General features: G+C 43.6%; 18 protein-coding genes. 2 read left to right on the top strand and 16 right to left on the bottom strand.

Annotated features, from left to right (window positions below):
- Positions 1-23: 23 nt before the first annotated feature.
- On the top strand, positions 24-590 hold the full coding sequence (locus tag ACVC7T_RS06005) for a GNAT family N-acetyltransferase (RefSeq protein ID WP_447262631.1): 567 nt from the start codon (positions 24-26) through the stop codon (positions 588-590).
- A gap of 28 nt (positions 591-618) precedes the next feature.
- Here the strand turns inward: ACVC7T_RS06005 and metG are convergent, their stop codons facing one another.
- From metG to ACVC7T_RS05935, 14 genes are all read right to left on the bottom strand, one after another.
- Positions 619-2,622 (bottom strand): methionine--tRNA ligase, encoded by a 2,004-nt coding sequence (gene metG / locus ACVC7T_RS06000; protein ID WP_447262630.1) that lies wholly within the window; start codon positions 2,620-2,622, stop codon positions 619-621.
- Positions 2,623-2,862: 240 nt separating this feature from the next.
- A complete protein-coding gene (locus ACVC7T_RS05995) occupies positions 2,863-3,612 on the bottom strand; it encodes a hypothetical protein (RefSeq protein WP_024401788.1) in 750 nt (249 codons plus the stop codon).
- A gap of 332 nt (positions 3,613-3,944) precedes the next feature.
- Positions 3,945-7,040, bottom strand: coding sequence for a type III restriction-modification system endonuclease (locus ACVC7T_RS05990; protein ID WP_447262629.1), 3,096 nt, complete (start codon positions 7,038-7,040; stop codon positions 3,945-3,947).
- Entirely contained in the window at positions 7,024-7,869 is an 846-nt protein-coding gene (locus ACVC7T_RS05985) for a hypothetical protein (RefSeq protein ID WP_024398286.1), read from the bottom strand. The genes ACVC7T_RS05990 and ACVC7T_RS05985 overlap by 17 nt, the downstream gene beginning before the upstream one ends.
- A 3-nt stretch (positions 7,870-7,872) precedes the next feature.
- Positions 7,873-9,927 carry a site-specific DNA-methyltransferase gene (locus ACVC7T_RS05980; RefSeq protein ID WP_447262628.1) on the bottom strand — a complete coding sequence of 685 codons (2,055 nt, stop codon included), beginning with the start codon at positions 9,925-9,927 and terminating at the stop codon, positions 7,873-7,875.
- 260 nt (positions 9,928-10,187) lie between these two features.
- Complete coding sequence (locus ACVC7T_RS05975; RefSeq protein WP_221622108.1) at positions 10,188-10,280, bottom strand: putative holin-like toxin; 93 nt, start codon at positions 10,278-10,280, stop codon at positions 10,188-10,190.
- Between the two features lie 370 nt (positions 10,281-10,650).
- Positions 10,651-11,361, bottom strand: a complete 711-nt coding sequence (locus ACVC7T_RS05970; RefSeq protein WP_447262627.1) for a DUF4391 domain-containing protein — start codon at positions 11,359-11,361, stop codon at positions 10,651-10,653.
- A 1-nt stretch (position 11,362) separates the two neighbouring features.
- Positions 11,363-14,599, bottom strand: a complete 3,237-nt coding sequence (locus tag ACVC7T_RS05965) for a helicase-related protein (protein WP_447262626.1) — start codon at positions 14,597-14,599, stop codon at positions 11,363-11,365.
- 87 nt (positions 14,600-14,686) lie between these two features.
- A complete protein-coding gene (locus tag ACVC7T_RS05960; RefSeq protein WP_447262625.1) occupies positions 14,687-15,310 on the bottom strand; it encodes a DUF3885 domain-containing protein in 624 nt (207 codons plus the stop codon).
- Positions 15,311-15,363: 53 nt separating this feature from the next.
- Positions 15,364-15,702, bottom strand: a complete 339-nt coding sequence (locus tag ACVC7T_RS05955; RefSeq protein ID WP_105110968.1) for a YlbF/YmcA family competence regulator — start codon at positions 15,700-15,702, stop codon at positions 15,364-15,366.
- Between the two features lie 9 nt (positions 15,703-15,711).
- On the bottom strand, positions 15,712-16,815 hold the full coding sequence (locus ACVC7T_RS05950; RefSeq protein WP_105137178.1) for a prephenate dehydrogenase: 1,104 nt from the start codon (positions 16,813-16,815) through the stop codon (positions 15,712-15,714).
- Positions 16,816-16,822: 7 nt separating this feature from the next.
- Positions 16,823-17,989 carry a chorismate synthase gene (gene aroC, locus ACVC7T_RS05945; RefSeq protein ID WP_167785557.1) on the bottom strand — a complete coding sequence of 389 codons (1,167 nt, stop codon included), beginning with the start codon at positions 17,987-17,989 and terminating at the stop codon, positions 16,823-16,825.
- 1 nt (position 17,990) lies between these two features.
- A complete protein-coding gene (gene aroD / locus ACVC7T_RS05940; protein ID WP_105160665.1) occupies positions 17,991-18,665 on the bottom strand; it encodes a type I 3-dehydroquinate dehydratase in 675 nt (224 codons plus the stop codon).
- On the bottom strand, positions 18,662-19,822 hold the full coding sequence (locus ACVC7T_RS05935; RefSeq protein ID WP_394732506.1) for a class I SAM-dependent rRNA methyltransferase: 1,161 nt from the start codon (positions 19,820-19,822) through the stop codon (positions 18,662-18,664). Before ACVC7T_RS05935 ends, aroD begins: the two co-directional genes overlap by 4 nt.
- Positions 19,823-20,028: 206 nt before the next feature.
- Here ACVC7T_RS05935 and ACVC7T_RS05930 point away from each other — a divergent pair, with 206 nt between their 5' ends.
- Positions 20,029-22,224 carry an LTA synthase family protein gene (locus tag ACVC7T_RS05930; RefSeq protein WP_447262640.1) on the top strand — a complete coding sequence of 732 codons (2,196 nt, stop codon included), beginning with the start codon at positions 20,029-20,031 and terminating at the stop codon, positions 22,222-22,224.
- 212 nt (positions 22,225-22,436) lie between these two features.
- On the opposite strand, the gene ezrA is transcribed toward ACVC7T_RS05930, so the two are convergent.
- Both ezrA and gyrB read right to left on the bottom strand, forming a co-directional pair.
- Positions 22,437-24,161 (bottom strand): septation ring formation regulator EzrA, encoded by a 1,725-nt coding sequence (ezrA, locus tag ACVC7T_RS05925; RefSeq protein WP_105110972.1) that lies wholly within the window; start codon positions 24,159-24,161, stop codon positions 22,437-22,439.
- Positions 24,162-24,259: 98 nt separating this feature from the next.
- Positions 24,260-26,212, bottom strand: coding sequence for a DNA topoisomerase (ATP-hydrolyzing) subunit B (gene gyrB / locus ACVC7T_RS05920; RefSeq protein WP_105110973.1), 1,953 nt, complete (start codon positions 26,210-26,212; stop codon positions 24,260-24,262).
- Positions 26,213-26,319 lie beyond the last annotated feature (107 nt).

The following is a 26,319-nucleotide window of genomic DNA, read 5'->3' as shown; positions in this document are numbered from 1 at the left end:
AAATGATGAAAAGGAGATGGAAAATGACCAAAAATATTATCAAATGGGAAAAGGATGGCTTCATTCTGCAGTCCTTTCAAGTGGGCTTTGCAGAGAAATACTATGAGGACTGCTTTTCCATGCCTTCTGCAGAAATCTACCGTTTGACAGGGAGCTCGGGAACTTACACTAAAGATGACGTTATCAACTTCTACAACCGGATTGTCACTGACCCTGACCGGTTTGATTTTATAATGATTGCACCTGACGGGACCTTTATCGGTGAGTCGGTTATCAATGAACTGGATTGGGAGAACAGCTATGCTAACTTCCGTATCGTTATCTTTGACGAGGACTATCTGGGACAAGGTCTGGGCTCTTGGGCAGTCGAGAAAACCAGAGATTTCGCTTTTGAGCAGGTTGGCTTACATCGCTTGGAACTGGAAGTTTTTTCCTTCAATCCGCGTGCGAAACGTGCCTATGAAAAAGCTGGCTTTCGTTTGGAAGGCATCAAGCGTGACAGCCAGAAGACAGCAGACAGTTATGCCGATACACTCATCATGGCAATCCTAGAAGAGGAATGGAAAGCACTCAAAAAACCAGCTGACTAGGCTGGTTTTTGTGTCTTTTTAAGTAATTTTACCCAATCTGACTGCCGTTTGGCACGGATGGATCGACTGTTAAGAGTGTTAAATTGTCACCATGTTCGGCTGAGAGGATCATGCCCTGGCTGAGCAAGCCCATCATCTTACGTGGCTTGAGGTTGGCAACGATTTGGACTTTCTTGCCGACCAACTCTTGCTCATTTGGATAGTTCTTGGCGATACCAGACAGGATTTGGCGATCCTGACCGTCACCAGCATCCAAGCGGAATTTAAGTAACTTATCAGATCCCTCCACCTTGGCTACTTCCTTGACTTCGGCCACACGGATTTCAACCGCATCAAAGTCCTCGAACTTGATCGCAGCTTTCTCGTTTTTGAGTTCCACGTCGGCTGGGTTCCACTCTTTTTCTTCCTCTTGGGAAATAGCAGAGCTGCCACCCATTTGGGCTTGGATATAGGCGATTTCCTCTTCCATATCCAGACGCGGGAAGATAGGCGTACCTTTTGCGACCACTGTCAAACCAGCTGGAAGACCTGCAAAGTCAAGGTTTTCAAGATCAAATTCTGTTCCCAAACCAAGTTGTTCCATAATGGCATTAGACGTCGTCATCATAAATGGTTGAATGAGGTGCGCCACCACACGAAGACCTGCTGTCAAGTGAGCCATAACCGCTGCCAACTTGTCACGGTCAGCTACTTCTTTTGCCAAGACCCACGGTGCTGTTTCATCGATGTACTTGTTGGTACGGGAGATGATATTCCAGACCGCTTCCAAGGCGCGTGGATAGTCAACTGCTTCCATATACTTGTGGTAGCTTGACAAGTTTTCAGCCACTACTGCCGCCAAATCCGCATCAAAATCTGTCACATTGGCAACAAAGGTTGGTACCTGACCGCCGAAATACTTGTTAATCATGGCAACGGTACGGTTGAGCAAGTTTCCAAGGTCGTTGGCCAGTTCGTAGTTAATACGACCAACATAATCTTCTGGTGTGAAGGTTCCGTCAGAGCCAACTGGCAGACTACGCATGAGGTAGTAACGAAGTGGATCCAAGCCGAAACGCTCGACCAGCATTTCTGGATAGACTACATTGCCCTTAGACTTGGACATCTTGCCATCTTTCATGACAAACCAGCCATGAGCGACCAAGCGGTCTGGCAACTTCATATCCAGCATCATGAGCATGATTGGCCAGTAAATGGAGTGGAAACGAAGAATGTCCTTCCCAACCATGTGGTAAACTGTTCCATTCCAGAACTTGTCGTAGTTGGCATGGTCTTCTTGTCCATAGCCCAAAGCCGTCGCATAGTTGAGCAGGGCATCAATCCATACGTAAACAACGTGTTTAGGATTTGATGGAACAGGTACTCCCCAAGTAAATGAGGTACGGGATACTGCCAAATCTTCCAAGCCTGGCTCGATGAAGTTTTTCATGATTTCATTGAGGCGACCGTCTGGCTGGATAAAGTCTGGATGAGCATTGAAGAACTCGACCAATTTATCCTGATACTTGCTGAGGCGGAGGAAATAGGACTCTTCTGAAACCCAGGCAACCTCGTGGCCGCTCGGAGCGATACCACCTGTTACCTTGCCGTTTTCATCTCGGAAGACCTCTTCTAATTGGCTCTCGGTGAAAAATTCCTCGTCTGATACGGAGTACCAACCAGAATACTCTCCCAAGTAAATATCGTCCTGCGCCAGCAATTTTTCAAAAACAGCCGCCACCACTTCCTCGTGGTAATCGTCGGTCGTGCGGATAAACTTGTCGTAAGAGATGTCCAACAAGTTCCAAAGCTCCTTAACGCTAACCGCCATGCCGTCAACGTAGGCTTGCGGTGTTAGACCAGCCTCTTTTGCCTTCTCCTCAATCTTTTGTCCGTGCTCATCAAGCCCTGTTAGATAGTAGACTTCATGCCCCATAAGGCGTTTGTAACGAGCCAATACATCACAGGCAATGGTCGTGTAAGCTGAACCGATATGAAGTTTTCCAGACGGATAATAAATCGGTGTGGTGATATAAAACGGTGTTTTTGTCATGCTTTTTTCCTTTCAAATTCAGAGCAAATGAAACCCTGTTATTGACAACATCCTATTTTATCATATTTTCAGCTAAATCACAAAGCGGTTCTAAATACAAGTCTTCCTTCACATGCTATACATATGATACAAGCCGAGTGGAATGCTAATGTCTATCTTCTCTATAAAATTATAGTTCTGTTCTTGTCAATTGACGAATATCGAAAAACCGGAACCAGTTTGGAACTGTTCCCGGTGTTCTTATACGATATGGAGTTGTTCAAATACATTTCCCAAATCAGCTATCATTTCTCGATGAAAATCTAAATAATAGGTTTTCTGGTCAGAATCTGGTAATTTTTCAATATCAGCTAAGATTGCTTGATAACGATGGAGAATTTTCTTACCAGCTTCTTTATCTATCTCATTAATTTTACCAATACCTGCTGCTATTTCATCCAAACTGTCATATTTTGCAAGTACGCCCTCTGTCCACTCACGCTTGTCTTTATTAAGTGTGACAATCTTTTTTGTCAGCCAGTCTTCATAACTTTCCTCTTCTGTCACTAATGACTGGCTCGCAGTAAACTTAGGCACTTGGGCAATTCTGCTTGAACGAAGGTAATTCCGATAGAACCAGACTGCAAATAGGAGGGCTAGAATAATATTGACAGGGAAGAAAAAGCTGAGGGCGAAGAGTACGGTCAGCCACAAGATTAACTTTAAATTCCTAGCTTCTTTTTCAGCTTTGCTATTTCTCGCATCCCAATCATCCAGTATCGTTTGGGCTTGGGCAGAATAGGTTTCAACTAATTTTGCCAGTCGTAGCTTTTTCTCTGGGTCGTCTTCCAGCTCCATAGCCAAATAGGCTTGGTTGGCACGGACCTTGGCTGCCTCATAGGTCTGGACAGTCGCCAAATATTCCGCATTGCTATTCATCTGATTCAGCAAGCGGTCCGTCTGCCCTTTGATAAAAGTCCGATCTCTTGATGTTAATTTACGGTAAGGCATTACACTCTCCCTGTATATCCTAAATATATTACAACTTTACGATAGGTTGTGTGACTTTGCAATGTTCAAAGACATTATTTCCTTCTACCAAATAATAGGCTGAAAATGACGAAGCCACCTGCCAAGGCAACAATAATTACTGGTGAGGCCCAAAGCAAAATCAAAAACCAAATCACAATTTTGTCCATCTAGCATACCTCCTATTTCCTACGAAAGAACGAGTAAGCGATGGCAATGGCGATAATGCCAATCAGATAACAGATGGCGAATGTAAAAAACAGAAATGCACCCATATATTTCTCCTTCTCTTGTGAGAAGGATTGCTTGGTTGCTTATCCTCTCACGATTTCTAATAATTTTTCATAGGAATCCACCACATCGTACATGTGGTCGTCAGCAATCAAACCTTTTTCTTTCAAGGCTTTGAAGTGAGCCTTGGCACACTCAATTTTTGCTAGCTCTGCCCCTTTCAGTTGCAAACTAGACATGGAACCCTTGGTTTCGGCTACAAAGTAAACATGCTTAACCGAACCATCTCGAAAGGCAATTGCCCAGTCAGGATTGTAGTCACCCAGAGGGGTGGAAATCTTAAATTCGCTTGGCAACTTAGTATAGACCATAACATCTTCAAATTGATCCAACTCTTCTTTGAACTTCCGCTCCGTATCCGAATCAACCTTTACATAATTATACACGCCTTTTTGCGATTCCAGTATCCGTTTGTCCGACAATTTTCCGCTTTCTGGGTTATCCGTAAAAACAGAAGTGTCAAAGGTTTCTTCCAAGATATTGTAGCGGATATGCTCAATCACCTGACTGGCCTTTTGTTCATTGATCAGGCGGCTTGTTCGTTGGATAAATGCCTCAGGGTTATAGGCGAACATGTCAAACTTGCTTGGTGAGATCTGTTTCAGGATAGCGGCAACTGTTTTCCGTTTCAACTCTGTGCGACTGGCGATTTCACCCAACAAATCATAGCGGAGTTGGATAGATGACTTGTCCAATTCAGCCTGACGCTTGCCGTCTTTATTGACCTTGAAATCCAAACCTTGTTCAGCTTTCATTTCCCTTGCCTCAGCTTCTGTAATCATATAGCTTGGCTTTTTGACAAACAGAGACTCATTCAATGCCTTAACAGATTTTTCAATCAATTCCTCATCGTCAAACTCGACATAGTAGGTGGACTTGTGATGAATGCTTTCCCACAGACGTTTAAACTCTTGACGGTTGTAGTTGTCAGGATTGATTTCTCTAGCAAAGACAACTTCCGAATCATTTTCACGCTCAATATGATAACGATTGGCATCGTAAATAGATTCCAAGATGTCTTTTACCGCAACTTCGTAGCCAGCTAAGTTTTCCGATAAAGTAAACTGGCTGGTATCCTTTTGTTCAAAGTAAGTGGTGGTCAGATTTCCCTTGCTGTCAATATAATCTTGCTTAATCAACTGATGTTCAATCTCTTTAGCTACTTCCTTGGTGACAGTCAGTTTTTGACCAACTTCATTTTCCAAGACCTTATTGACAAAAAGATCCACTTCCACTTTGCTTGGTCGGTCAGCCAAGATTTCCTTGAGTTCTCTTTGCAAGTTCTTGGCAAAGTCTTCGTAGCTTTCATTGGCAATGACGGTCAATTTGTTAATGTTATGAACATCTGCTCCTAACAGTTCCTCATCCTGACGGACACCTTTTTGGTCAACAGCAAGACGCATCCCACGACCAATCTTTTGCCGTTTTTCTGTCTCCGTACCCGTATTTTTCAAGGTACAAATCTGAAAGACATTGGGATTGTCCCAGCCTTCTTTGAGGGCTGAGTGGGAGAAGATAAAACGTACTGGCTCATCAAAGGACAGCAGACGCTCCTTGTCCTTCATGATTAAATCAAAGGCATCCTTGTCGTTAGACTGATTGTTTTTCTTTTCAGTTGCCGATTTGTAGTCCACAAACTTGACCTTGTCCGATTTTTTCACCTTATCAACGGAGAAATAACCTGCGTGAACGGAATTGCCTTCTTGGTGCTTGTTGAGATAATGCCAAAAGTTGCTGCCATGGAGGTTGGGATCTTCCAATAAAGCCTTGACCTGGGCTTCATATTCCTCTTCAAATATCTGGGCATAGGTGCCATTGTAGGCATCATTTTGCTCGTCATAGCACTTGTACTTGGCAACTTCATCGATGAAGAAGAGAGATAGCACCTTGATACCTCGTTTATATAGGCCTTCTTCTTTTTGCAGGTGACTGGCAATGGTTTCCCGAATCTGTATACGACGAATGTCATCTTCGTTGGTTTCCCCAATCACTTCGCCCACATGGAGTTTGCGATTGGCACCGATTTGAATGGAATTTTCGCCTTCACGCGCATCAAAATTGCTCAAAGTCCAACCGTCCTGATAGGCTGGTAGGTTGCCTGACTCTTCAAAAAGAGCAAAATTTTGCTCAACCAATTTGGTCACCCGTTTGACATCGCCTGACTTGGTCCGCATTTCAAACTCAATCCGAGCCTTGGGCCCTGGTTTTTGCGGAATCAGTTCTTGCAGATAAAGGTAGCCTTGTGTACCTGTGGTAGAAGTCTGCTCCACGGTCTTAACGGCAATCTTCTTAACCAACTTTTTATTATAGGCGTCCAAGGCATCCAGACGATAAATCATATCGTGCTTGTCCTTATGGGTGGCTGAATAGCGGAGGGTAAATAGGGGTTTGAAGTCCTCCAAGCGTTCTTTAGTCTTTTTCCCCTCAACCGACTGAGGCTCATCGATGATCAAAATCGGATTGGTCGCTGCAATGACATCGATGGGCTTTCTCCAGCGGAAACTTTCCTGCTCGGTGTGAATGCGACGGGCATCTGCTCCAGTGGCATTAAAGGCCTGGGAGTTGATAATCATGACCTGAATGTCCGAGGAGTTGGCGAACTTGTCCAGCTCTCCCAAACGGCTCGAATCATAGACAAAGTAGCGTGGTTTCTTGCCGTACTCCATCTGGAAATGGTCTGCCATGATCTCAAAGGACTTGAGCACCCCCTCCCGAATGGCGATGCTGGGCACCACAATGATAAACTTGAGCCAGCCATACTGCTTGTTGAGCTCCATCAGAGTGCGGATATAGGTATAGGTCTTCCCTGTCCCTGTCTCCATCTCAATGGTCAAATTGTAAGACGGACGACCATCGACTTTTTGGATGGATAGGTTTTCGGAAGGTTTAAGTCCATGGCGGAGCTGCTGAGTTCGTACCTGCTGGCTGATAGTCTCCTGTGAAAGCTGGATGGGAGCATTGCGGAAACCGATAAAATTCATATCCAGTTCCGCACCTGTCTCTTGTCCTTTATCCATGTGGTAGTCAAAACCGCTGTGTTTATCCTGACCAGCAAAAACATCCACAACAGAGGCCACCGCATCTAACTGAAATTGCTGCTGCTTAAATTGAAGTTTCATTGGTTGCCTCCTGTTCCTTGAAAAACTCTATCATTTCCTTGCCAAACTTCGAAATTACTATTTTGTCTCTGGCTTTCAATTTAGAAACCTTTGCCCGTGTCTTGTTTTTAATTGAAGTAATCTTACCTTTAGACTTAGAAAGAAATTCTTGAAGTTCAATGATAGCTTTTCGTAGTTCTTCCAAAGTCGTATTTGTTTTTCCTAAATCCTCTCCCAAGTCTTTTTCAAATTTATTTTCAGCTAGTCCCAAACGATATAAGTTCGATTTTATCGCCGAGAATTGTTCATCTTTTATTGTCGTATCAGGTTGTTCATCTGGATTCAAGTAATAATAAAAATGTGACTTACTGATTTCAACCAATACTTTTATATCCAGAAATGTCAACTGCTCCAATGTATCAAAATAAATATACGAAATATCTACATCAATTTCACTATGTCCAGTAAGATTAATAAATGCATTTGTTAAATATTGAATTTTCTGTTCTTGCTTCTCATTAACTGTTTTTTCAAGCATGTACAGAAATAGTTTATCTAACTCCTTTCTTACCTCAACTGACATGATATTTAGGTTTTTCTGTATGACTTCTTGATATTCTGCAAGCTGATGTACCTGTATTTCAAGATTGCGGATAGCTCGGTTTGTCCTATAAGATGATACTGCTCCGCCTAATGCTGGTACAAATGATAAAGCTGTCTCAAATCCAATTTCTGAAATCAGTGACAAACCTTGTTCTTTTATAAAATCTGTACCTTGTGACTGTAAAATATCTAAAAAAGTTTCAATCATTGTATCTTTAGAAACTTCTTTTAGTTGCTGTTTATTCAATTTTTACACCACCTTCACTTTGGTATTTGGTGCTTCTTCTTTGAAGATTTGACCCAGGTTGATTTTAGCTGCGGAGTTGGCGAAGGATTCATCCTTGAAGACCGCACGGAGAGGTTCTTCTTTGGCGATTTGGCGGAGGACGCTTTCTGAAATCTCATCTGCAAAGCAGGCAATCAAGGCACCGTCTGCCACATTGTAAACAACTGTACCGTCAATTTGAGTTTTCGCAATCGGAAGAGATAATTTCATGCCCCAAGTCAGCATAATCTGGAAGAGGAGGTCAAGGTCTGTCCGACCGTCTTTGATGTTGGAAACACTGTCAAATAGGCTTTCTTGGCTAAAGCTGTCTGGTGTTTGGCTGACATCCTTGAAGTTTGAACTGTCTAGCTTATAAGCTCTAAAACCAAAGTCTTGCTTGCCGACAGTTTCAGGATGTTCTTCCTGAATCTTTTTCGCAGCCCGACGAATCCGCTCACGAGAAATCTGGTCAATGGTTTCATAGCCAGCCTCCTTGGCAGCTGATTTGTCTGCCACCTGCTCATCCAGCGTACAGAGAATGTACTTGCGGTTACCGCCGTCTTCAGCGTTCAACTGCATAACTGCGTGTGCAGTAGTTGCGGAACCAGCGAAGAAGTCAAGGATTTTCATATTTTTATTCCCAACAATCTTCAACATATTCTTAATTAACCTAACAGGTTTTTTCCCGTTTGAGAATTTCACATCTCCTTCTTTTCCTATATTCCCCATGTCCTCATTGAAGGATTTCCACAAATCACCAACCAAGACACTACTAGTTAATTCTGACTTGTAATCACTAGTTATATTAGTCAATTGAGAAAAAGGGTATAAATATAATAACTTTCCTTTTTCATTTTGATAAACATAATAATTATTTATCCTATGTTTTTTCCCATCTTTTAATAACTCTTTCTCATCATTAGAAATTTTTAGAGTATAGTCTCTTATACGATAAATATTTTCTCTCTCAGATAATATGAAGTTTTTAACATCAGGAAATACGGACATCATAAAATGTAGATTAGCAATATTATTCGTGATACCCAATCTATTAGCGTAACTATTAACTAATTCTGAGTTTTGTAAAAATTCATTAAATTGACATTCAAATTCTCCCTTTTTATAAAAAGTAAAGTGAGTATCAAACATCTTCTTGCTCTTAGTGTAGATTGGAGAAAATCTAATAATTTCATGCTGTTTAGAATAAACATGTACATAATCCTTAGATTTTACAATTGTTCTATCGACATGTTTAGCTTTCATACCAAAAACACCGCTACTAGTTTCGACGCATATGGTAGATATATAGTTCTCCTCCCCAAATATCTCATCACAGATAGCTTTGAGGTTGGCTTGTTCGTTGTCATCAATGGAGATAAAGATGACGCCACTATCTTTAAGTAGATTGCGGGCAAGGACTAGGCGAGGGTACATCATATTGAGCCAGTCGGAGTGATAGCGGGCAGAGAATTTTTCATTTTTCACCAGACGTTGCCCAGTCTCATCCAGACTATCGGTCGCCTCATCCATCTCTCCCTTACTTATCTGGAATTTATCCGAATAGACAAAGTCCTGACCTGTATTATAAGGTGGGTCAATGTAAATCATGTCAATCTTGCCCAGATAAGACTCCTGCAAGACCTTGAGGACTTCCAGATTGTCCCCTGTTATAAAGATATTCTCAGACTTGTCAAAATCAACACTTTCCTCAAGATCTGGGCGAAGGGTCTGGGTCGTCGGTTTACCTGCCTCCGCAATCGCTCCGCGTTTGCCGACCCAGGTAAACTCATAGGACTCCCGCCCCTCAACAATCTCTCTTGAAAGAAATTGGCGTAGCTTGTCAAAGTCAATGGCTGGTCGTAACCTGCCATTTTCATCACTACTTTCTGTTAGAACCTCAGGAAAAAGCTGACCAATTTTTGTAATATTGTCTGATAAAATATCTTTTGAAGTCAGGTCTAACTTTTCAACTTGAGTGTAGTCTCCAAGCTTTTGCTGTGCTGTGCTGTGCTGTGCTGTGCTGTGCTGTGCTGTGCTCATGGTAATCTCCTTTTCTTAGGCTGTCAAGCCTTTTTTGATGATGTAGATAAAAAATTGTCAAACGATTTTAGTTTGTGGTATAATAAGGGTGAAAAAGGGATTGAGCGCCAACTCAATCCCAGTATCGTTTCCTTCCGTTTTCGAGAAACGACCTCAAACAGTCTCCCAGACTGTTTGAGCATTTTAAAGACGGGACGAATGAAGATTACAGTCAACCTGCTAGTTCACTCTGTCAAAGTTTCATAGCGGTTGGCTGTCTTTTATTTTTTACGATTGTTAAAAATAAATGTCAGTAGCACGATTAGTAACGTGCCAAACTGAAACATCAGCCCGAGGGCCTCTGCGACAGACATTAGTTATAGTAAAATCAATTGAGATGCTGATTGTCTTTGGCATCGACATGAGATTTTTGAAACAATACTTTTCAAAAATCGAATTAGTGCAACTTTTAGCCAAAATGACTAGATTTTGGCGTTTTTTGATGAGAAAGTTTTACTTTCCATCAAAAATGAAGTTGCCACCTCCCAAAATAGATTTCCGCCCCGCTTTTGGAACTTTTCTACTGTTCTATTATACCATATCGTCCACAGAATTTACTGTGGATTTTTTTGAACCTGTATTCACTTGTGAAGTGCTTTCATATAAGTAATAGTTTTTAGCTAATCAAGGCAGTTTTATGAAGAAATACTGGCTATATTTTGAAAAAAACCAACGATGACTAGCTTAAAAACTAGCCTTAGATGAAGGTTCTGAACTGTGAATGCTAGTTCTCAACTGTTGGATTTCTTCTTCTAGGGCTTTGTAGGCCTTTCGAAGTTCCATTTGTTTGCGCATGGCTTTTTCGGCAAACATCTTTTTCTTGAGCTGGGCTGCTTTCTTTTCCATTGCTGCTAAGCGTTCCGTCTGCTCAATCTGGTCTTTGATAGAAGCTCCGCCCCCGACCAGTTCTTCTTCCCCCGCTTGTTTGACCAAGTTTTCATAAAACTGATCCAAGTCCCTTTCTTGGTAAGTCAATGCCAGAGGTTTGTCTGTTTGAAAGTGACGAACAATCTTAAAATTCCGACCCTCTCTCGATTGCGCCAGCTTTTCCTTAAAATGAATCAAATACTGGCTAGTCCCATCTGGAAATACCAGATGAAAGAGGGTGTAAAATCCCAGATAAGTGTCCAGCTCTGCTAGTAAGTGCGGGTCTAGTTGCTGACTCAAGAGGTCAACCCGGAGGACGATGATTTGCTGAATGGTCTTGCCCGCTGGAATGGGGAGGGTCTTGGCATCTAATTGATGGGTAGCAGTAATCTGGCCGACTTGTTGCCGTAGTAGCTGCTTATCAGCTGTAGACAAGCCAAAATTATCTAGAAAGTCCTTGTTGCCTTTTTGATAAGGCTTGTAGAGGACTTTGGGTCTTGGAATCTGAGTAGATGGTAAAAATGGCATCTTAGTCTTCTCCTTTCAAAACGGCAAAGAAGGCCACTAGTTCAAAATCATCACTTCCGTCCACCCCGCTATCCATAAAGTCAATGGTATCTGACGTGAAGAGGGACTCATTGAAGGTCTCCTCATCGCTCTCCACGAGATTTTCAAGACTTCTTTGCAAGAGGTTGGAGTAATGCTCCATTTTGGCGCCATCATCAGTGGCACGATTGTAGGTTGCCACCAAATCTTTCTCAGGCTGATTTTTGCCCTTGGTAATCATGCGTAGGTGCTCCAGCAATGCCTTGGTATCCGCAATGGAGTAGACCGTCTCTCCCTGGTCACTGATATAAACCAGATAGTAAGGATGAAGACGATTTTTCTTACTAAGATGGGTCTGGTTGGCAATATTTTTCAAGAGGAAGATAGCACCTTCTGGCTGACCTTGACCTGCCTGAACCACTGCTTGGAGACCTTTAGGCATAGACTCTAACTCTGGGTGTTTGGCTAAATAGCTGAGCAGGTCCATGCGGTAGTCTTCCAAACCTAGATCCATAATGGAAATCCCCTCATTCATATCTTCCAAATCAACGACTTCTGTCTGGAGGCGTTCGAGCTGTTTCTTCCGATAATTATTGTCCTCGATTTCCTCGTTGGTCAAGACATTGTCATCAGCCGTTGAAGTCAGTACAGAAATTTTCATTCTGGATTCCACACGCGCCTTGAGGTCGATATAAGCGTCCAAAGCAATGTTGGGCCAAAAATTGACCAGCTGGATGTATTTGTTCTGACTACCGATACGATCTACCCGACCAAAACGCTGGACAATACGGACAGGATTCCAGTGAATGTCATAGTTTATCATGGTATCAGCGTCTTGCAGGTTTTGACCTTCTGAGATAACATCTGTCGCAATCAAGACATCAATTTCTCGATGATCATCAGGATAAAGCAAGTCCTTCTGCTTGGATCTCGGAGAAAAATAGGTCAGAAGGGTGTTCAAGTCCTTATTTTTAAGTGGCAGGGTGGTCGAAAAACCTTTTGTCCCTGAAATCTGGGCTGTATGAAGTCCATACTTATCCAAGAGATAGTGGCTAATATTTTTATAAAGATAGTCTGTTGTCGTCGCAAAGGCTGAGAAGATAATCACTTTCTTGTTATCTGGATTGATTGGCTGTGCCAATTTGTCATCAATCAAGTTAAACAAGGTCTGTAATTTTTGATCTTCCTGTGGTGTGATTAAATTGACCAGATCTTCTAATTCTCTCAACACTGTTTGGTCAGCCTGTAAATCTCTCTTCCAAGATAGATAGTCCATATCAGCCAGCTTGATAGGGAATTTCTTTCCAACAAAGAAATCCGTGTTGCTATCTTCGACATCAAAATCATCTTCAGCCAACTCTTGCAACTGAACACTTCCCTCACCACCTGCAACTTCAAACTCTTCTATGCTCAGAATTGTTTTGTCTACATAAGCCTTGACCACGTCAATCAAGGTATAGCGAAAGGCCTCAATAGAACTTTCCAAACGTTTCAAGAGGTTGATCATCATCAGTTTCTTAATACCCGTTTCCCGTCCAAGCTGGGTCAAACCTTGCCCTTCCGCTTTTTCATAGCGGGAACGTTTTGAGGGATGAATGAAAAGACTTGGCTGATAGATTGTTAATTGAAGTTGGTCTAACAGAGCATAAATCCGTTCATAAGTAATATCTCTTCGATTGACCGTCAAGTCTGGATAGAAGTTTTTAGGGGCCAGTCGTTCTGGAAAATCACCAATCGCATTTCTATCATAAAATTGTCGGATATGCTTACGGCTTCGTGCAATGGTCACGCTATCAAGGACTTTGAAGAAATCAAAATCAAGTCTATCTAGTAAAGCTGCTGTCGTCCGTGATTCTGCTGGTAGCTCTGCCCATTGATTATAAGCAGCCTGTGCCATACGGAAGATATCATTGATGGAGGATTTGGTATCTAATTTGGCATCAAATTGTGCCGCATCGCCCTCATAGGCTAGGGCAATTTGATTTTTCAAATCATTAAAGCGATTATTGACAGGGGTTGCAGACAACATAAGAACCTTTGTCGGTACACCGCTTTTGATGATCCGATTCATCAAGCGGGAATAGCGATTTTCACGACCTTCTTCAATCTCGGCATCAGATGATCCACCGTTTCTAAAATTGTGTGATTCATCAATGACCACCAAATCATAGGTATCCCAACGGTTGAGCGCCAAATCAATCCCATTTGATGTTCCCTTGTCACGGCTGAGGTCTGTATGGTAGAGGACATCATACTGAAGATAGCGGTCATAAATGGGATTGTTGACATAGTCGTGACGGTACATATTCCAGTTGTGCTCCAACTTTTTTGGACAGAGGACCAAGATCCGTTTGCCTCGATAGGCATAGTAGGTCATGACAGCAAGAGCTGTAAAGGTTTTTCCTAAACCGACTGAATCCGCCAAGATACAGCCGTTGTAGCGTTCCAATTTTGAAATCAACGACTTGACCGCATCCTTTTGAAAATCATATAAAAGATTCCAAATCTTGGTTTCCTTATACTGAACATGTTCATTTGGGAGTTGGTCTTGATTGACATCTTCTAAAAATTCGCTAAAGATATTATAAAGCATGACATAGTAGAGGAATTCTGGCGAGTGCTCCTTGTGAGCCAAGGTCAGATTTTCTAAAACTTCCTCGGTCACATCACGGAAGTATTCATCATTGTCCCAATAGTCTTCAAAGTTTCGCAGATAGGTCAAGCTTTGTGGCTCTGTGTAGAGATTCCGACTGGACTTAAAAAGAGAATTTTCATAGCCCAATTCCTTACGGTCAAAATTTTTCAGCTTATCAACTGCAATGATTTGATCGTTTTCAATCCGAATGCCGTTGTCAATTTCTTCATGGACATTGATAGACTTAAACTGAGCCTTTCGACGCACCCAGTCGGCACATTCTCTAGCCAGAGATTTTTGGGTTAGTTCATTCATCAATTTGAGCTCGTACTCAGCTCCAAATATAGATGATTCTCGCTGTTTCTTGGGTATAGTATATTCACGGTATTCTTTGGCGACTTCGTTGGTCGTGAAGGTTGGGCTGGTAAAGATAAATTTCAGACTATCGATTTCTTCCAACTCCTCTTTCAAGGCTTGATAGGCAAACATGGAAAAGGTTGCCGCAGCCATCTTGACTGTGCTTCCCTTTGTTATATGCTCTTTTAACTGGTCCCCAAGCAAGACCGTTCGGTTATCAATTTCCATAGGAACCTCTCTATTCTTTCTATATAAACTAGTATATCATATCAAATGGATAAAAATATATCCCCAGCTGCTGCCAAGGATACCTTTCTACTCCATCAACCTCATCCGTCTCCTCGTCTCCTCCATATCATAGTCAAAAAGAAGGTCATGGCAATCTGTAAAAAGTTGGCGACGCTTGTCATCATCCACCACCGCGATATCTACTCCACTATCGTCATAGCAATGATAAATGACTTTTTCCTTACTGGATAGGAAGAATACTGAAGCAGAAAGGTAGTGAAAACCACCATGGTCGGCTTTGATAATCTCCTTCAACAGAGCTTTCAAATCTTGGTCAGCGACCGGAAAAAGATAGCGTTCATAGACCAGCACTTCTCCCGTCCAGTCCTCCACTTCAATCAAGTCAGGCTCAGGACACTTGTCAAAGTTAAATTTCGATGTAAAATGCCAAAGGTAAGAGTCGATATCCCTATCTTCCTGTCGAAGCAGTGAAAGAACCACATAGTCGTATGCTGAACTAGCCCGCTCCAAAAGCTCTACCGCACGCGCATAAGCATGGTCAAGATAAACTTTTCTAGGAAGAGTTTCAGCCTCATCCACAGGTCCAATCTCAAAACGCAAGGCTTTTTCTGTACTATAAAAGAAGGGGCCAACTAAAGGATAATTGTCCATACATTCAAACTGCTCAAGCCATTCATTAATCAATTTCATCAATAATCACCTTTCAAAAAAGCATGCCATTTTCATGACATACTTGATTTCTCTTATAACAATTCATTCAGCGGTGTGAAGATAATCCGCTCCAAATCAGCTACGTAGGTTCCCAACTGCTGTTGCTTGCTGAAGTACTCTGTCAAAAGAGCGTTACCTTGAACCTGCTTATTGAAGTCCAACATCTTTTTCTGGTCCACTTCAGTCGGAATGTCACCAGCCTGCAATTTAGCCTGGATAGACTTTTGGAACTCAATATAGCCTTCCAAAATAGACTTGGCTTCTGGATTGGCTTCCACAGACACCTTAACCGCTTCAACCGCCTTGTATTCAGGCAAATTGCGGATAGCACGCTCCAACTCATTGGCAATATCATAGATATTTGTTGACATAATTTTCTCCTAATCTAGGTGGATTTGGTAGTCCGTCTGCTGACGCAACCGTCCAGCAGCATCCTCCAAATCTTCCTTATTTTTAAACGTAATTTGCAAGATACCGTAAATATCCTCACGGTTTTCCTCGTTGATACGGATATTGACGATCGAAATGCCTCGCAGGACCTCCAGCACCTTCAAGACCGTGTCTTCCTCATCCGGAACATTGATAAACAAATCATAGAAGGAATCCACACCAGCCCGCTTATGAATTTCCATAGCCTTTCGCATCTTCCGTCCATGGTCGAAAAACTCCCAGATAGCATCCTGGTCTTTTGTGGATAATAGCTGAGCTACTTGGTCCAACCTCGCCTTAAATTCCTCAATCCGTCCCAGAATCGGCTCTGGATTGGTCACCAAAATACTGGTCCACATGCCAGGCTCACTCTCAGCAATCCGCGTCATATCCCTGAAACCACCTGCCGCAAAATTATTAGTGAAAGGATGGTCCAGAGCATAGTCCCCAGCCTGATTCATCAGACTAGATGCCAAAACGTGAGGAAAATGGGAAACCTGACTGGTCACCCGGTCGTGCTCCTCTGCATCGATTTGCACAAAACGAGCACCGGTCCCCGACAACAAATCTGTCAATCGTGGCACTGCATCTGGCTTGGTCAGACTAGAAGGCGTCATGATAAAATAGGCATTTTCAAAGAGCAAGCTATCTGCCGCCTCAGCGCCCGATTTATGGCTACCTGCCATGGGATGTCCACCAATAAAGTTGATACCTTTGGGTGCCAGGTATTCCTCAGCCGCTGCCACAATGGCCACCTTGGTCGAACCTGCGTCAGTCACAAGGACATTTTCTTTTAAGCCCAATTGGCTCAGTTCTTTGATAAATTCGATAGTCTGCTGGATAGGCACACAGAGGATAATCACATCTGCCTGACCTGCATACTGGGTAAAATTGTCTGTCGCCAGGTCCACCATGCCCCGCTCCAGAGCCACGCGCCGCGATTGCTCACCGCGATTGTAGCCAATGATTCGGTAATCTGGGTGGGCCTTCCGAATACCCAGGGCCAAAGAGGCCCCAATCAGACCCAAGCCTGCAATATAAATCGTTTTTGTCATGAGACTCCTAGAAATTCTTCACATAGTCACGGTGGCTAGCCACAGCTGCCTTGAGTTCTTCCAGGTTATCAGATGAGAACTTGTCCAAGATTTCTGTCGCAAGAACTGTCGCCACAACAGCCTCCATGACCACTCCCGCCGCTGGCAACGCCGTCGGATCGGAACGCTCCACCGTCGCCTTGTAAGGCTCGTGAGTGTCAATATCCACTGACATAAGCGGCTTGTAGAGGGTCGGAATTGGTTTCATCACTCCCTTGATGACCAGGGGCTGACCATTGGTCATGCCACCCTCAAAACCACCGAGATTGTTGGTGCGGCGAGTGTAGCCCTCTTCTGCATTCCACAGGATTTCGTCCATGACCTGGCTACCTCTCAAATAACCTGCTTGGAATCCTACTCCAAATTCTGCTCCCTTGAAGGCATTGATAGACACAACGGCCTGGGCCAATTTTGCATCTAATTTTCTATCCCATTGCACATAGGAACCAAGACCAGCAGGCACTCCACCGACAACTGTCTCGACAACACCACCAATCGTGTCTCCGTCGCGTTTGATTTGATCAATGTAATCCTTGATTTCCTGCTCACGTTCCTGGTTGACAATAGACACTTCAGACTTAGCAGCCAATTCACGAATTTCTGCAACAGTCAGACCATCTGGAACGTCGATTTCCTTGCCACCGAAGACGACAACGTGGTTGGCAATTTCAATGTCCAACTCAGCCAAAATGCGCTTGGCAACGGCACCTACCGCCACCCGCATGGTCGTCTCACGCGCAGATGACCGCTCCAAGGAATTACGAAGGTCGTCAAAACGGTATTTCATCCCGCCGACCAAGTCCGCATGACCTGGACGAGGATGCTTGATCCGGCGTTTTGACTTGAGCTTGTCCTCAATATCTTCCACTGCCATAATGTCCAGCCACTTCTGGTGGTCTTTGTTGGTCACATTGAGCGTAATCGGTGCCCCAGTCGTCTTACCATGACGAACACCAGCCGTGATTTCCACACGGTCTGTCTCGATTTTCATCCGACTTCCGCGACCGTAACCGCCCTGACGGCGAATCAAGTCCGCATTGATGTCATCTGCAGTCAATGGAAGGCCGGCAGGCACTCCCTCAATAATAGCCGTCAAACGTGGTCCATGGGACTCTCCAGCAGTTAAATATCTCATCCTAATTCTCCAAAATCTCTAAAAACTTTCGGGTATTGGCCAGGGACATTTGCCCAGGCGCAGAAACCTCATCTAAACTTGCAAAAGTCCAGCATGAACCAGTTATGTGACCAGCGATGCGAGTGAGTTTACCCAGCTCACCCATGGAAATCGTCGCAAAGGTCTGCTCTGCATTGAGGGTTTTGAAACCTCGTGTGTAGTTCATCACATCCAGAACATCCTGCTCTGACTTAGCCATCACAGCAATCTTAACAACAGCTGGCGATAGACTAGTCAATTCAGACATGATTTCCAGATAGTTGGCCGGTGTCTCCTCAAAGTTGTGGTAGCTCAGGACCAAATTTGGAAAGTCCAGCATCTGGTCGAAGACGGCCTTATATGAATAGTATTCAAAATCAATGTACTCAGGCTGATAAAGTCCAGCAACTTCCTTAATTAAGTCCACATATTCCTGGTCATCTAGGTCCAGATAGCCACCCTCACGCGTCGTACGAACCGTGAAAATCACTTCCTTACCATTGCATTTTTCAAAAATAGCAGGCGCAAGAGTCAAGATAGCTTCTTTTTGCAGATAATCTGCCCGCCATTCAATCAAGTCCGCCTCGGCCAGACGCTCAACGTCTAAGGCTTCCACTTCCTCCAAATTTCTAGGCATAATCGGAACGACTATTTTCATTTTTTCACCTGTATTGTAAAGACCTTAAGGTAATTACTACTTTCATCTTTTTTATTGTATACAAAATCCGACGGAAGACGATAGGTCGTCACATAGCGATGCTTGACAGCGCCGAATCCTTTTTCAATCTGGTCCTTGAATTTCTCCAGGGAAAGATTGGCCGCATTGGTTGACAAAATCAAATGACCATTTGGCTCTAAAATCTCCACCGCCTGACTAACCAGCTTATGGTAGTCCTTGGCAACCGAAAAAGTTTGTTTTTTATTACGGGCAAAGCTTGGTGGATCAATAACGATAACATCGTAGGTCAAGCTCTTACGCTTGGCATATTTGAAGTATTCAAAAACATCCATGACCACAAAGCTATGTTGGTCAACATCCACACCATTTGCCTCAAAATGCGCCTGGGACAGCTCCCGAGATCGCTTAGCCAAATCAACAGAGGTCGTCCGGCTGGCTCCGCCCATAGCCGCTGCAATCGAGAAGGCTGCCGTATAGGAAAACATATTGAGCAGGGATTTTCCAGCTGCGAGACCATCTATTAGTGAGCCACGGACCTCATGCTGGTCCAGAAAAATTCCCGTCATCAATCCATCGTTCATAAAAACTTGATAGCGGACACCATTTTCCAAAACCGTAAAGGTATCTGGAGCCTCCTGACCGTATAGATGTGCACTCTCATAATCCAATCCCTTAAAACGAATCTTTTCATAGGCACCTGCAAGCTCTTGATAAACCTGGCTAAAGGCAGAAATAATCACCTCTTTGATGCCATAAACAAAGGAATTATACCAGGAGAATACAGCATAGTCAGCATACAAATCCACTGTAAAACCACCAAAACCATCGCCATCTTGATTGAAGAGACGGAAGGCAGTCGTCTGCTCAGAATGGAGATAGGCCTGCCGCTTAGATTTGGCGGTCTCAAAGAGTTTGACAAACCATTCCTCTGTCACTGCCTGCTTGGTAGAACTAACCAACCAGCCATAGCCCTTATTCTCTTTGGAAATATAGGCCTGACCAATAAACTGATTGGCTTGATTATAGAGTTCCACCCACTTGTCCAGCTCCGGTTGAACCAAAAAATCGTGTTCCAGGAGCCCATGCTGTCCTCTTTTTAGCCTTTTTTCAGCTTTGGGATGTAGAATCAATTTCATGGAAATATTATACCAAAAAATTATTCGATTCACAAAAAAACTCCTAGAATTCAAGCATGTTTTGAAAATGTGGTATAAAATGTGGTATAATGATGAGAACCTATATTCACAGACCGGAACTCTTATATAGAGCCAGTTTCTAAATCTGCCTTCGGTGTGAGGGGGCTTATAAAATTTTTTGAGAGGACAGAGAGGACTTTAGAATGGTGAAAAAGATTAGCCAATGGATGAAACAGCACCTGAGTGGCCGACTGGCTTTTATTCTTGCCCTCCTGACCAGCTATTGGCTCAAGACCTTGTGGGCCTATTTTGTTGACTTTAACCTGGACCTATCCAACCCCTACCAGTTGCTGATTGCCATTATCAACCCTATTCCACTGGGGCTACTGCTGCTGGGGCTGGCCCTCTATATCAAAAATAGCAAGCTCTTTTACGCAACTGCAGGGACAATTTACTTCCTCCTCTTTGCCTGGCTGTTCGCAAATGCTGTCTACTACCGAGAATTTTCAGATTTCTTCTCCGTCTCGACTATTTTGGCATCTTCCAGCGTTTCCGAAGGGTTTAAGGGACAAGCAGTGACCAAGTTATTTCGTCCCTGGGACCTAGTTTATTTCTTAGATTTTGTTGCCCTGATTTTCCTGATTCGCGCTAAAAAAATAAGCTTAGACCGTTCAGTTTTCCCTCAGAAACAGGCTCTGGCCCTAACGTCACTATCTGTTCTGCTTTTTTCGATCAACCTATTCTTAGCAGAAATTGATCGCCCAGAGCTCTTGTCCCGCGGTTTTTCCAATACCTATATCGTTCGGGCCCTGGGCTTGCCAGCCTACTTAAGCTATAATGCCAACCAGACCTATTCTGCGGAGAAGGACCGTTCCGGTGCCAGCGCAGCCGATTTGGAGCCTGTGCAAAGCTTCATCCAAACCAATTATGCAGCACCAAATCCTGAATTTTTTGGCAAGGCCAAGGGGAAAAATGTCATCTACCTGCACCTGGAAAGTCTACAGCAGTTCATCATTGATTACAAACTAGAGGTCGACGGCCAGGAATACGAGGTTACTCCCTTCCTCAACTCCCTCTACCATTCCAACTCTACCCTTGCTTTCTCAAACTTCTTCCACCAGGTCAAGGCGGGGAAAACCTCCGATGCTGAGACCATGATGGATACATCTTTATTCGGACTCGACCAGGGTTCCTTTATGGTCCAGTATGGGGGAAGCAATAGCCAGCAAGCTGCTCCCTATATCCTATCCAAGTTGGCCGGTTACGACTCAGCTGTCTTCCACGGAAATACCGGCACCTTCTGGAACCGAAACAACACTTACAAGCGCTGGGGATACAACAACTTCTTTGATATTTCCTACTTCTCAGAACCGACGGAAGAAAATTCCTTCCAATACGGGCTCAATGACAAGGTTGTCCTGGCTGATTCCATTCAGTATCTGGAGCTTCTCCAGCAACCATTCTACGCCAAATACATTCTCGTATCCAATCACTATCCATTCACAACCAGCTTGAGCGGCGACGAAGTCGGCTTCCCACTGGCCAAGGGAGAGGATGCGACCATCAATAGCTACTTTGCTACAGCAAACTATCTCGATGCAGCAGTCAAGGCTTTCTTTGACTACCTGAAAGAAAGTGGCCTCTACGAAAATTCTATCATTGTCCTCTACAGCGACCATTACGGTATTTCTAATTCCCGTAACCCGGATTTGGCTGCCCTCATTGGCAAGGACTCAGAAACTTGGTCCGAATACGACAACGCCATGTTACAACGGGTTCCCTACATGATTGTGGTACCTGGAATGACAGAGGGACGAATCATTGATACCTACGGTGGCGAGATAGACTCCTTGCCAACCATTGAGCACTTACTAGGCATTGAAACCAATCAATTCCTACAAGTTGGACAAGATTTACTGTCACCGCAGAAACAACAGATTGTTGCCATGCGAACAGCAGATACCTTTGTTACACCAGAATATACATCCTATGCTGGCAAGCTCTACTACACCGATAGTGGCATCGAACTCACCAATCCAGATGAAACGACTTTGGCTAAAATCGAAAATATAAAAAATCGGGTAGCTTCTCAGTTAGCAACTAGCGATGCTATTCAAACTGGCGATCTCTTCCGTTTCTTAAAAACCGATATCGGATTCCCAGATGTTTCAACTTATTCCTATCAAGATTCCCTGAAAAAACTGCTAGAAAGAGAAGAAACACTTGGTCAAGAGTCAACCAGCCTCTGGGCACAAAAAAATAAACAATCGACCGTCAGTCTCTTTAAAGCACCGAGCTATCAGGAATTACATAAAGAAACAGCTGAGACAAGTGCGACAACTTCCAGCGACACAGATGATTCTGACACAACAACGGAAACCAGCACCAGCGCAGGGAATTAGGAAATGGGAGATAAGCTAACTTCCTTTCCCTGTGTCATTAATTTGAAACCTGTTGACATATTTCACTACTCCTTAGAATGACCATTCTGAGGAGTTTTTCTATGCAGATTGCACCTATACAACTGTCCTTTCAACCTTAATCCAATTGCTTCGCTGCAATCTCCAAAGCGCAAACAAGGACCGAAGCTACTGCTTCAGTCCTTAATCTTCTGTTAATAACGAATGCTTTCGCGAGTCTTTTCGTATGAACGAACAAAACGTTCTGTAACGCCTGGTTCAACTGCTTCCAAGGCAAATGAGATTTCTTCAAATGATGCTTGATAATCAAAATCTTTTTCAAAAATTGCAAGCGAACGATTGAAGGCTTTTTGAATATTCTCGTCGAATGAACGGTAGCGGTTAGAATACTGAAGCAACTGCTCTGTCAGTGTAGAATACTGAACGATTGAGTAGGCAATTTCTTCTAATTTTTCCATATCATAGGTCGCATTCTCCAACAATCGATTAATGATTTCAATATTGATTTTTGAATACTCTAACTCTGCCGCCAAAGCTTCCACCTGATCGCTGGTACGGAAGAAACTTGAAAGGAAATATTCTGGAATACCAGGAAGATTTCGTTTTTCCATAAAGCGTTTCAGGGTGTGCAGCTTATGAATATAGAGATTTGCTTTGATACGAGCCGATTTTTCTGAATCCTCTTGGGTCTTGAGATAGTCTGCCAAGACTAACTGCTCTTCTTCAATTTCTTTCAAACTTGCAAGGGCATGTTCCAAGCGCTCCTGAAGAATTGAATAGGCTACCTGAGGATTGTCCAAATCTTCAACACCTTCTGTCACAACAGCATCCAGTGATGTCAAGCGATTTGCCAATTGTTGAATACGAGAAACCTTGCTATCCGCCAAAACGTAGGTAGCTTGAAGAAGGTTAACCTCTTCTGTCAATTTGTCTGAATTGCTGCGGATATGCTCCAAATACTTGGGCAGGGTTTTGCTGATTTTAACTGTCTCTTTGTGAGCATCAATTTCCTTCTGGAATACATCATAGAGATGGTCAATGCGCTCTTGAATGTGGGTATTTTCAGCCTCAGCCACATCCAAATCAAATGACACGATGAGGGCTGAATTTTCACGAATAGCAACACGGATTTCCTGGAAAGTCGACTCAATGTCCGTCTCTGTGAACAGGTAATTCTGCTCAACCAACTTACGGTAACCAGACTCCAAATCTTCCAACTGCTCTGGGAAGTCTACATCCACTTTCTCCACCAAGGCAGGGATTCGATCCATGATTTGATTGAGGGCAATCATGTGCTCCTCTGTCTTGTTCAGAATTTCAGCTGCCTCAAGCGGGTCACCAGAAGAATTGAGCATAACGAATTCTGAAAATTCAACTTCGATATTCTTAACTTGCTTTTCAAGCTCTGGAAGTGTATCGCCGTACTTGCCTGAATTTTTCTGCAGAGTTGCCTGCAATTCTTCAAACATATCCAAGGCGTATTTGACACGACCAGTATTTTTCTCTTCTTGTTCGGAAAGCTCTGCCAAGCCTTGACGGATTGACGTGATATCTTCTTCAATTAGGTCAATCTGGCTCTCAATGCTGTCAATAGCATTCTTTGTGCTGACAAAGCGGAAAGCATTGTTAAACCCTTCTGCTTCAAAAATATGGTTCTCAATATCTGCAAATGAATTGAGGGAAAGGTCCACCCATTTTTGATTCCACTCGCGGAAGGAAATTTGACTCTGACCAATCAAGTGCAAGGTCTTTACCTGCTCCACTTCATCATTCACAGGCAGGTTAAATAGCTCTTCCTTACGATCCTCCAACTGGAGCAACTTCTGCTCGTTTCTCTTACGGATGATGAGGCAGGCTACATAGGCAACAATTAAAATGACAACAATCGCTACGATTAAATAGATTGTTCCTCTAGACATGTAGTTCTCCTTAGATAGTATAGTAATTTACTAGAATATATCGCCTTATTATACCATATATTGCTAGCTAGTGCACAATTTTTTTCAGTGAATATGTTCTAAATATCCAATGTTGAGTAAACCGCATTTTCCTCGATAAACTCGCGACGGGGTTCAACCTTGTCTCCCATCAACATATCAAAGATTTTATCTGCCTCAGCAGCATCATCTACTGAAACTTGTGCCATAAGACGATTTTCAGGATTCATGGTTGTTTCCCAGAGCTGGTGATCGTCCATTTCTCCCAAACCTTTGTACCGCTGAATGGTTGGCTTGGAACGTCCTGTACTATGTCTTTCTAAGGCTGCCTGGAGTTCTTGTTCTTGATTGGCTCCTGGTTGGATGTATTCCTTAATCTCACTTCCGACCTTGACACCATAGATTGGTGGCTGGGCAATATAGACGTAACCCGCTTCGACAATCGGACGCATGTAACGGTAAAAGAGGGTCAAGAGAAGGGTTCGGATATGAGCTCCGTCGACATCGGCATCGGTCATGATGACCAATTTTTGGTAGCGTGCTTTCTCAACATCAAAATCTGCCCCAAAACCAGTCCCCATAGCTGTAAAGAGACTACGGATTTCTTCGTTGGCCAGGATTTTATCCATGCTGGCCTTTTCCACGTTCAAAATCTTACCACGGATAGGCAGAATGGCCTGGAACTCACGGTCACGACCAGATTTAGCCGAACCACCAGCCGAATCCCCTTCGACGATAAAGAGCTCTGTCTTAGTCGCGTCATTTGACGAACAATCAGCCAATTTACCAGGCAGGTTGGAAATCTCCAAACCTGACTTCTTACGGGTGACTTCACGCGCCCGCTTGGCAGCAATACGAGCCTTGCTGGCCAGAATGCCTTTTTCTACAATTCGACGGGCAATTTGTGGATTTTCCAAAAGAAACTCCGCAAAGGCGTCTGAGAAGAGACGGTTGGTGATTTTAACAACTTCGCTGTTGCCCAGCTTGGTCTTGGTCTGACCTTCAAACTGCGGTCCAGGGTGCTTGACAGAGATAACGGCGGTCAGACCCTCACGAACATCCTCACCAGTCAGATTGTCCTCATTTTCCTTGAGGATTTTATTTTTCTTAGCATAGTCATTGATAACACGAGTCAGGGCCGTACGGAAACCTTGCTCATGGGTACCGCCTTCATGGGTATGGATATTGTTGGCAAAGCTGACCACATTTTCATGGTAGCTGGTCGTGTACTGCATGGCCACTTCGACGGTGATGTCATCCATCTCACCGTCTGTGTAAATCGGCGTCTCAAAGATGACATCCTTATTTTCATTGAGATATTCCACGTAAGAGGCAATACCGCCCTCATAGTGGTACTCCTTGGTCTGCTCCTGCCCCTCACGCTTATCGCTGATGGTCAACTGCAAACCACGGTTGAGGAAGGCCAATTCCTGGATACGTTTATTGAGCTTAGCAAAGTCAAACTCGGTCGTTTCCGTGAAGATTTCTGGGTCTGGAATAAAGTGAACGGTAGTACCATTGCGGTCTGTCTCACCAATGACCTTCAAATCATCTACCACTTCACCACGACGGTATTCTTGATAATATACCTGACCATTTTTATAGACATGGACATCCAGCTGGGTAGACAGGGCATTGACGACCGATGAACCTACACCGTGCAAACCACCTGACACCTTGTAGCCGCCACCGCCAAATTTACCACCGGCGTGGAGAACGGTAAAGACTGTCTCAACGGCCGGACGACCTGTTTTTTCCTGAATATCAACCGGGATACCACGGCCATTGTCAACAACCGTAATCGAATTATCTGGCTCAATAAAGACTTCAATCTTGCTGGCAAAGCCTGCCAGTGCCTCGTCAATCGAGTTGTCGACGATTTCCCAAACCAGGTGGTGGAGGCCTTCTTTAGAAGTAGACCCGATATACATACCCGGACGCATGCGAACAGCCTCCAGTCCCTCTAGGACCTGAATTTGACTGGCATCATATTCCTGGGCTTTTTCTTGTAAATCTTTGATTTCTTCTGTCATGTTCATCCCTTATTTTTCTAGTTATACTTAATGAAAATCAATCTAGCCTAGCTTCAACTGTTTGGGGAACAGTTGAAGGCTGGAAATAGAGCGAACTTGTTCGCCTC

The sequence above is a fragment of the Streptococcus sp. P25B114 genome (assembly GCF_053010325.1).
The sequence above is the reverse complement of the archived record's forward strand: the minus strand, read 5'-3'. Positions and strand labels throughout refer to the sequence as shown.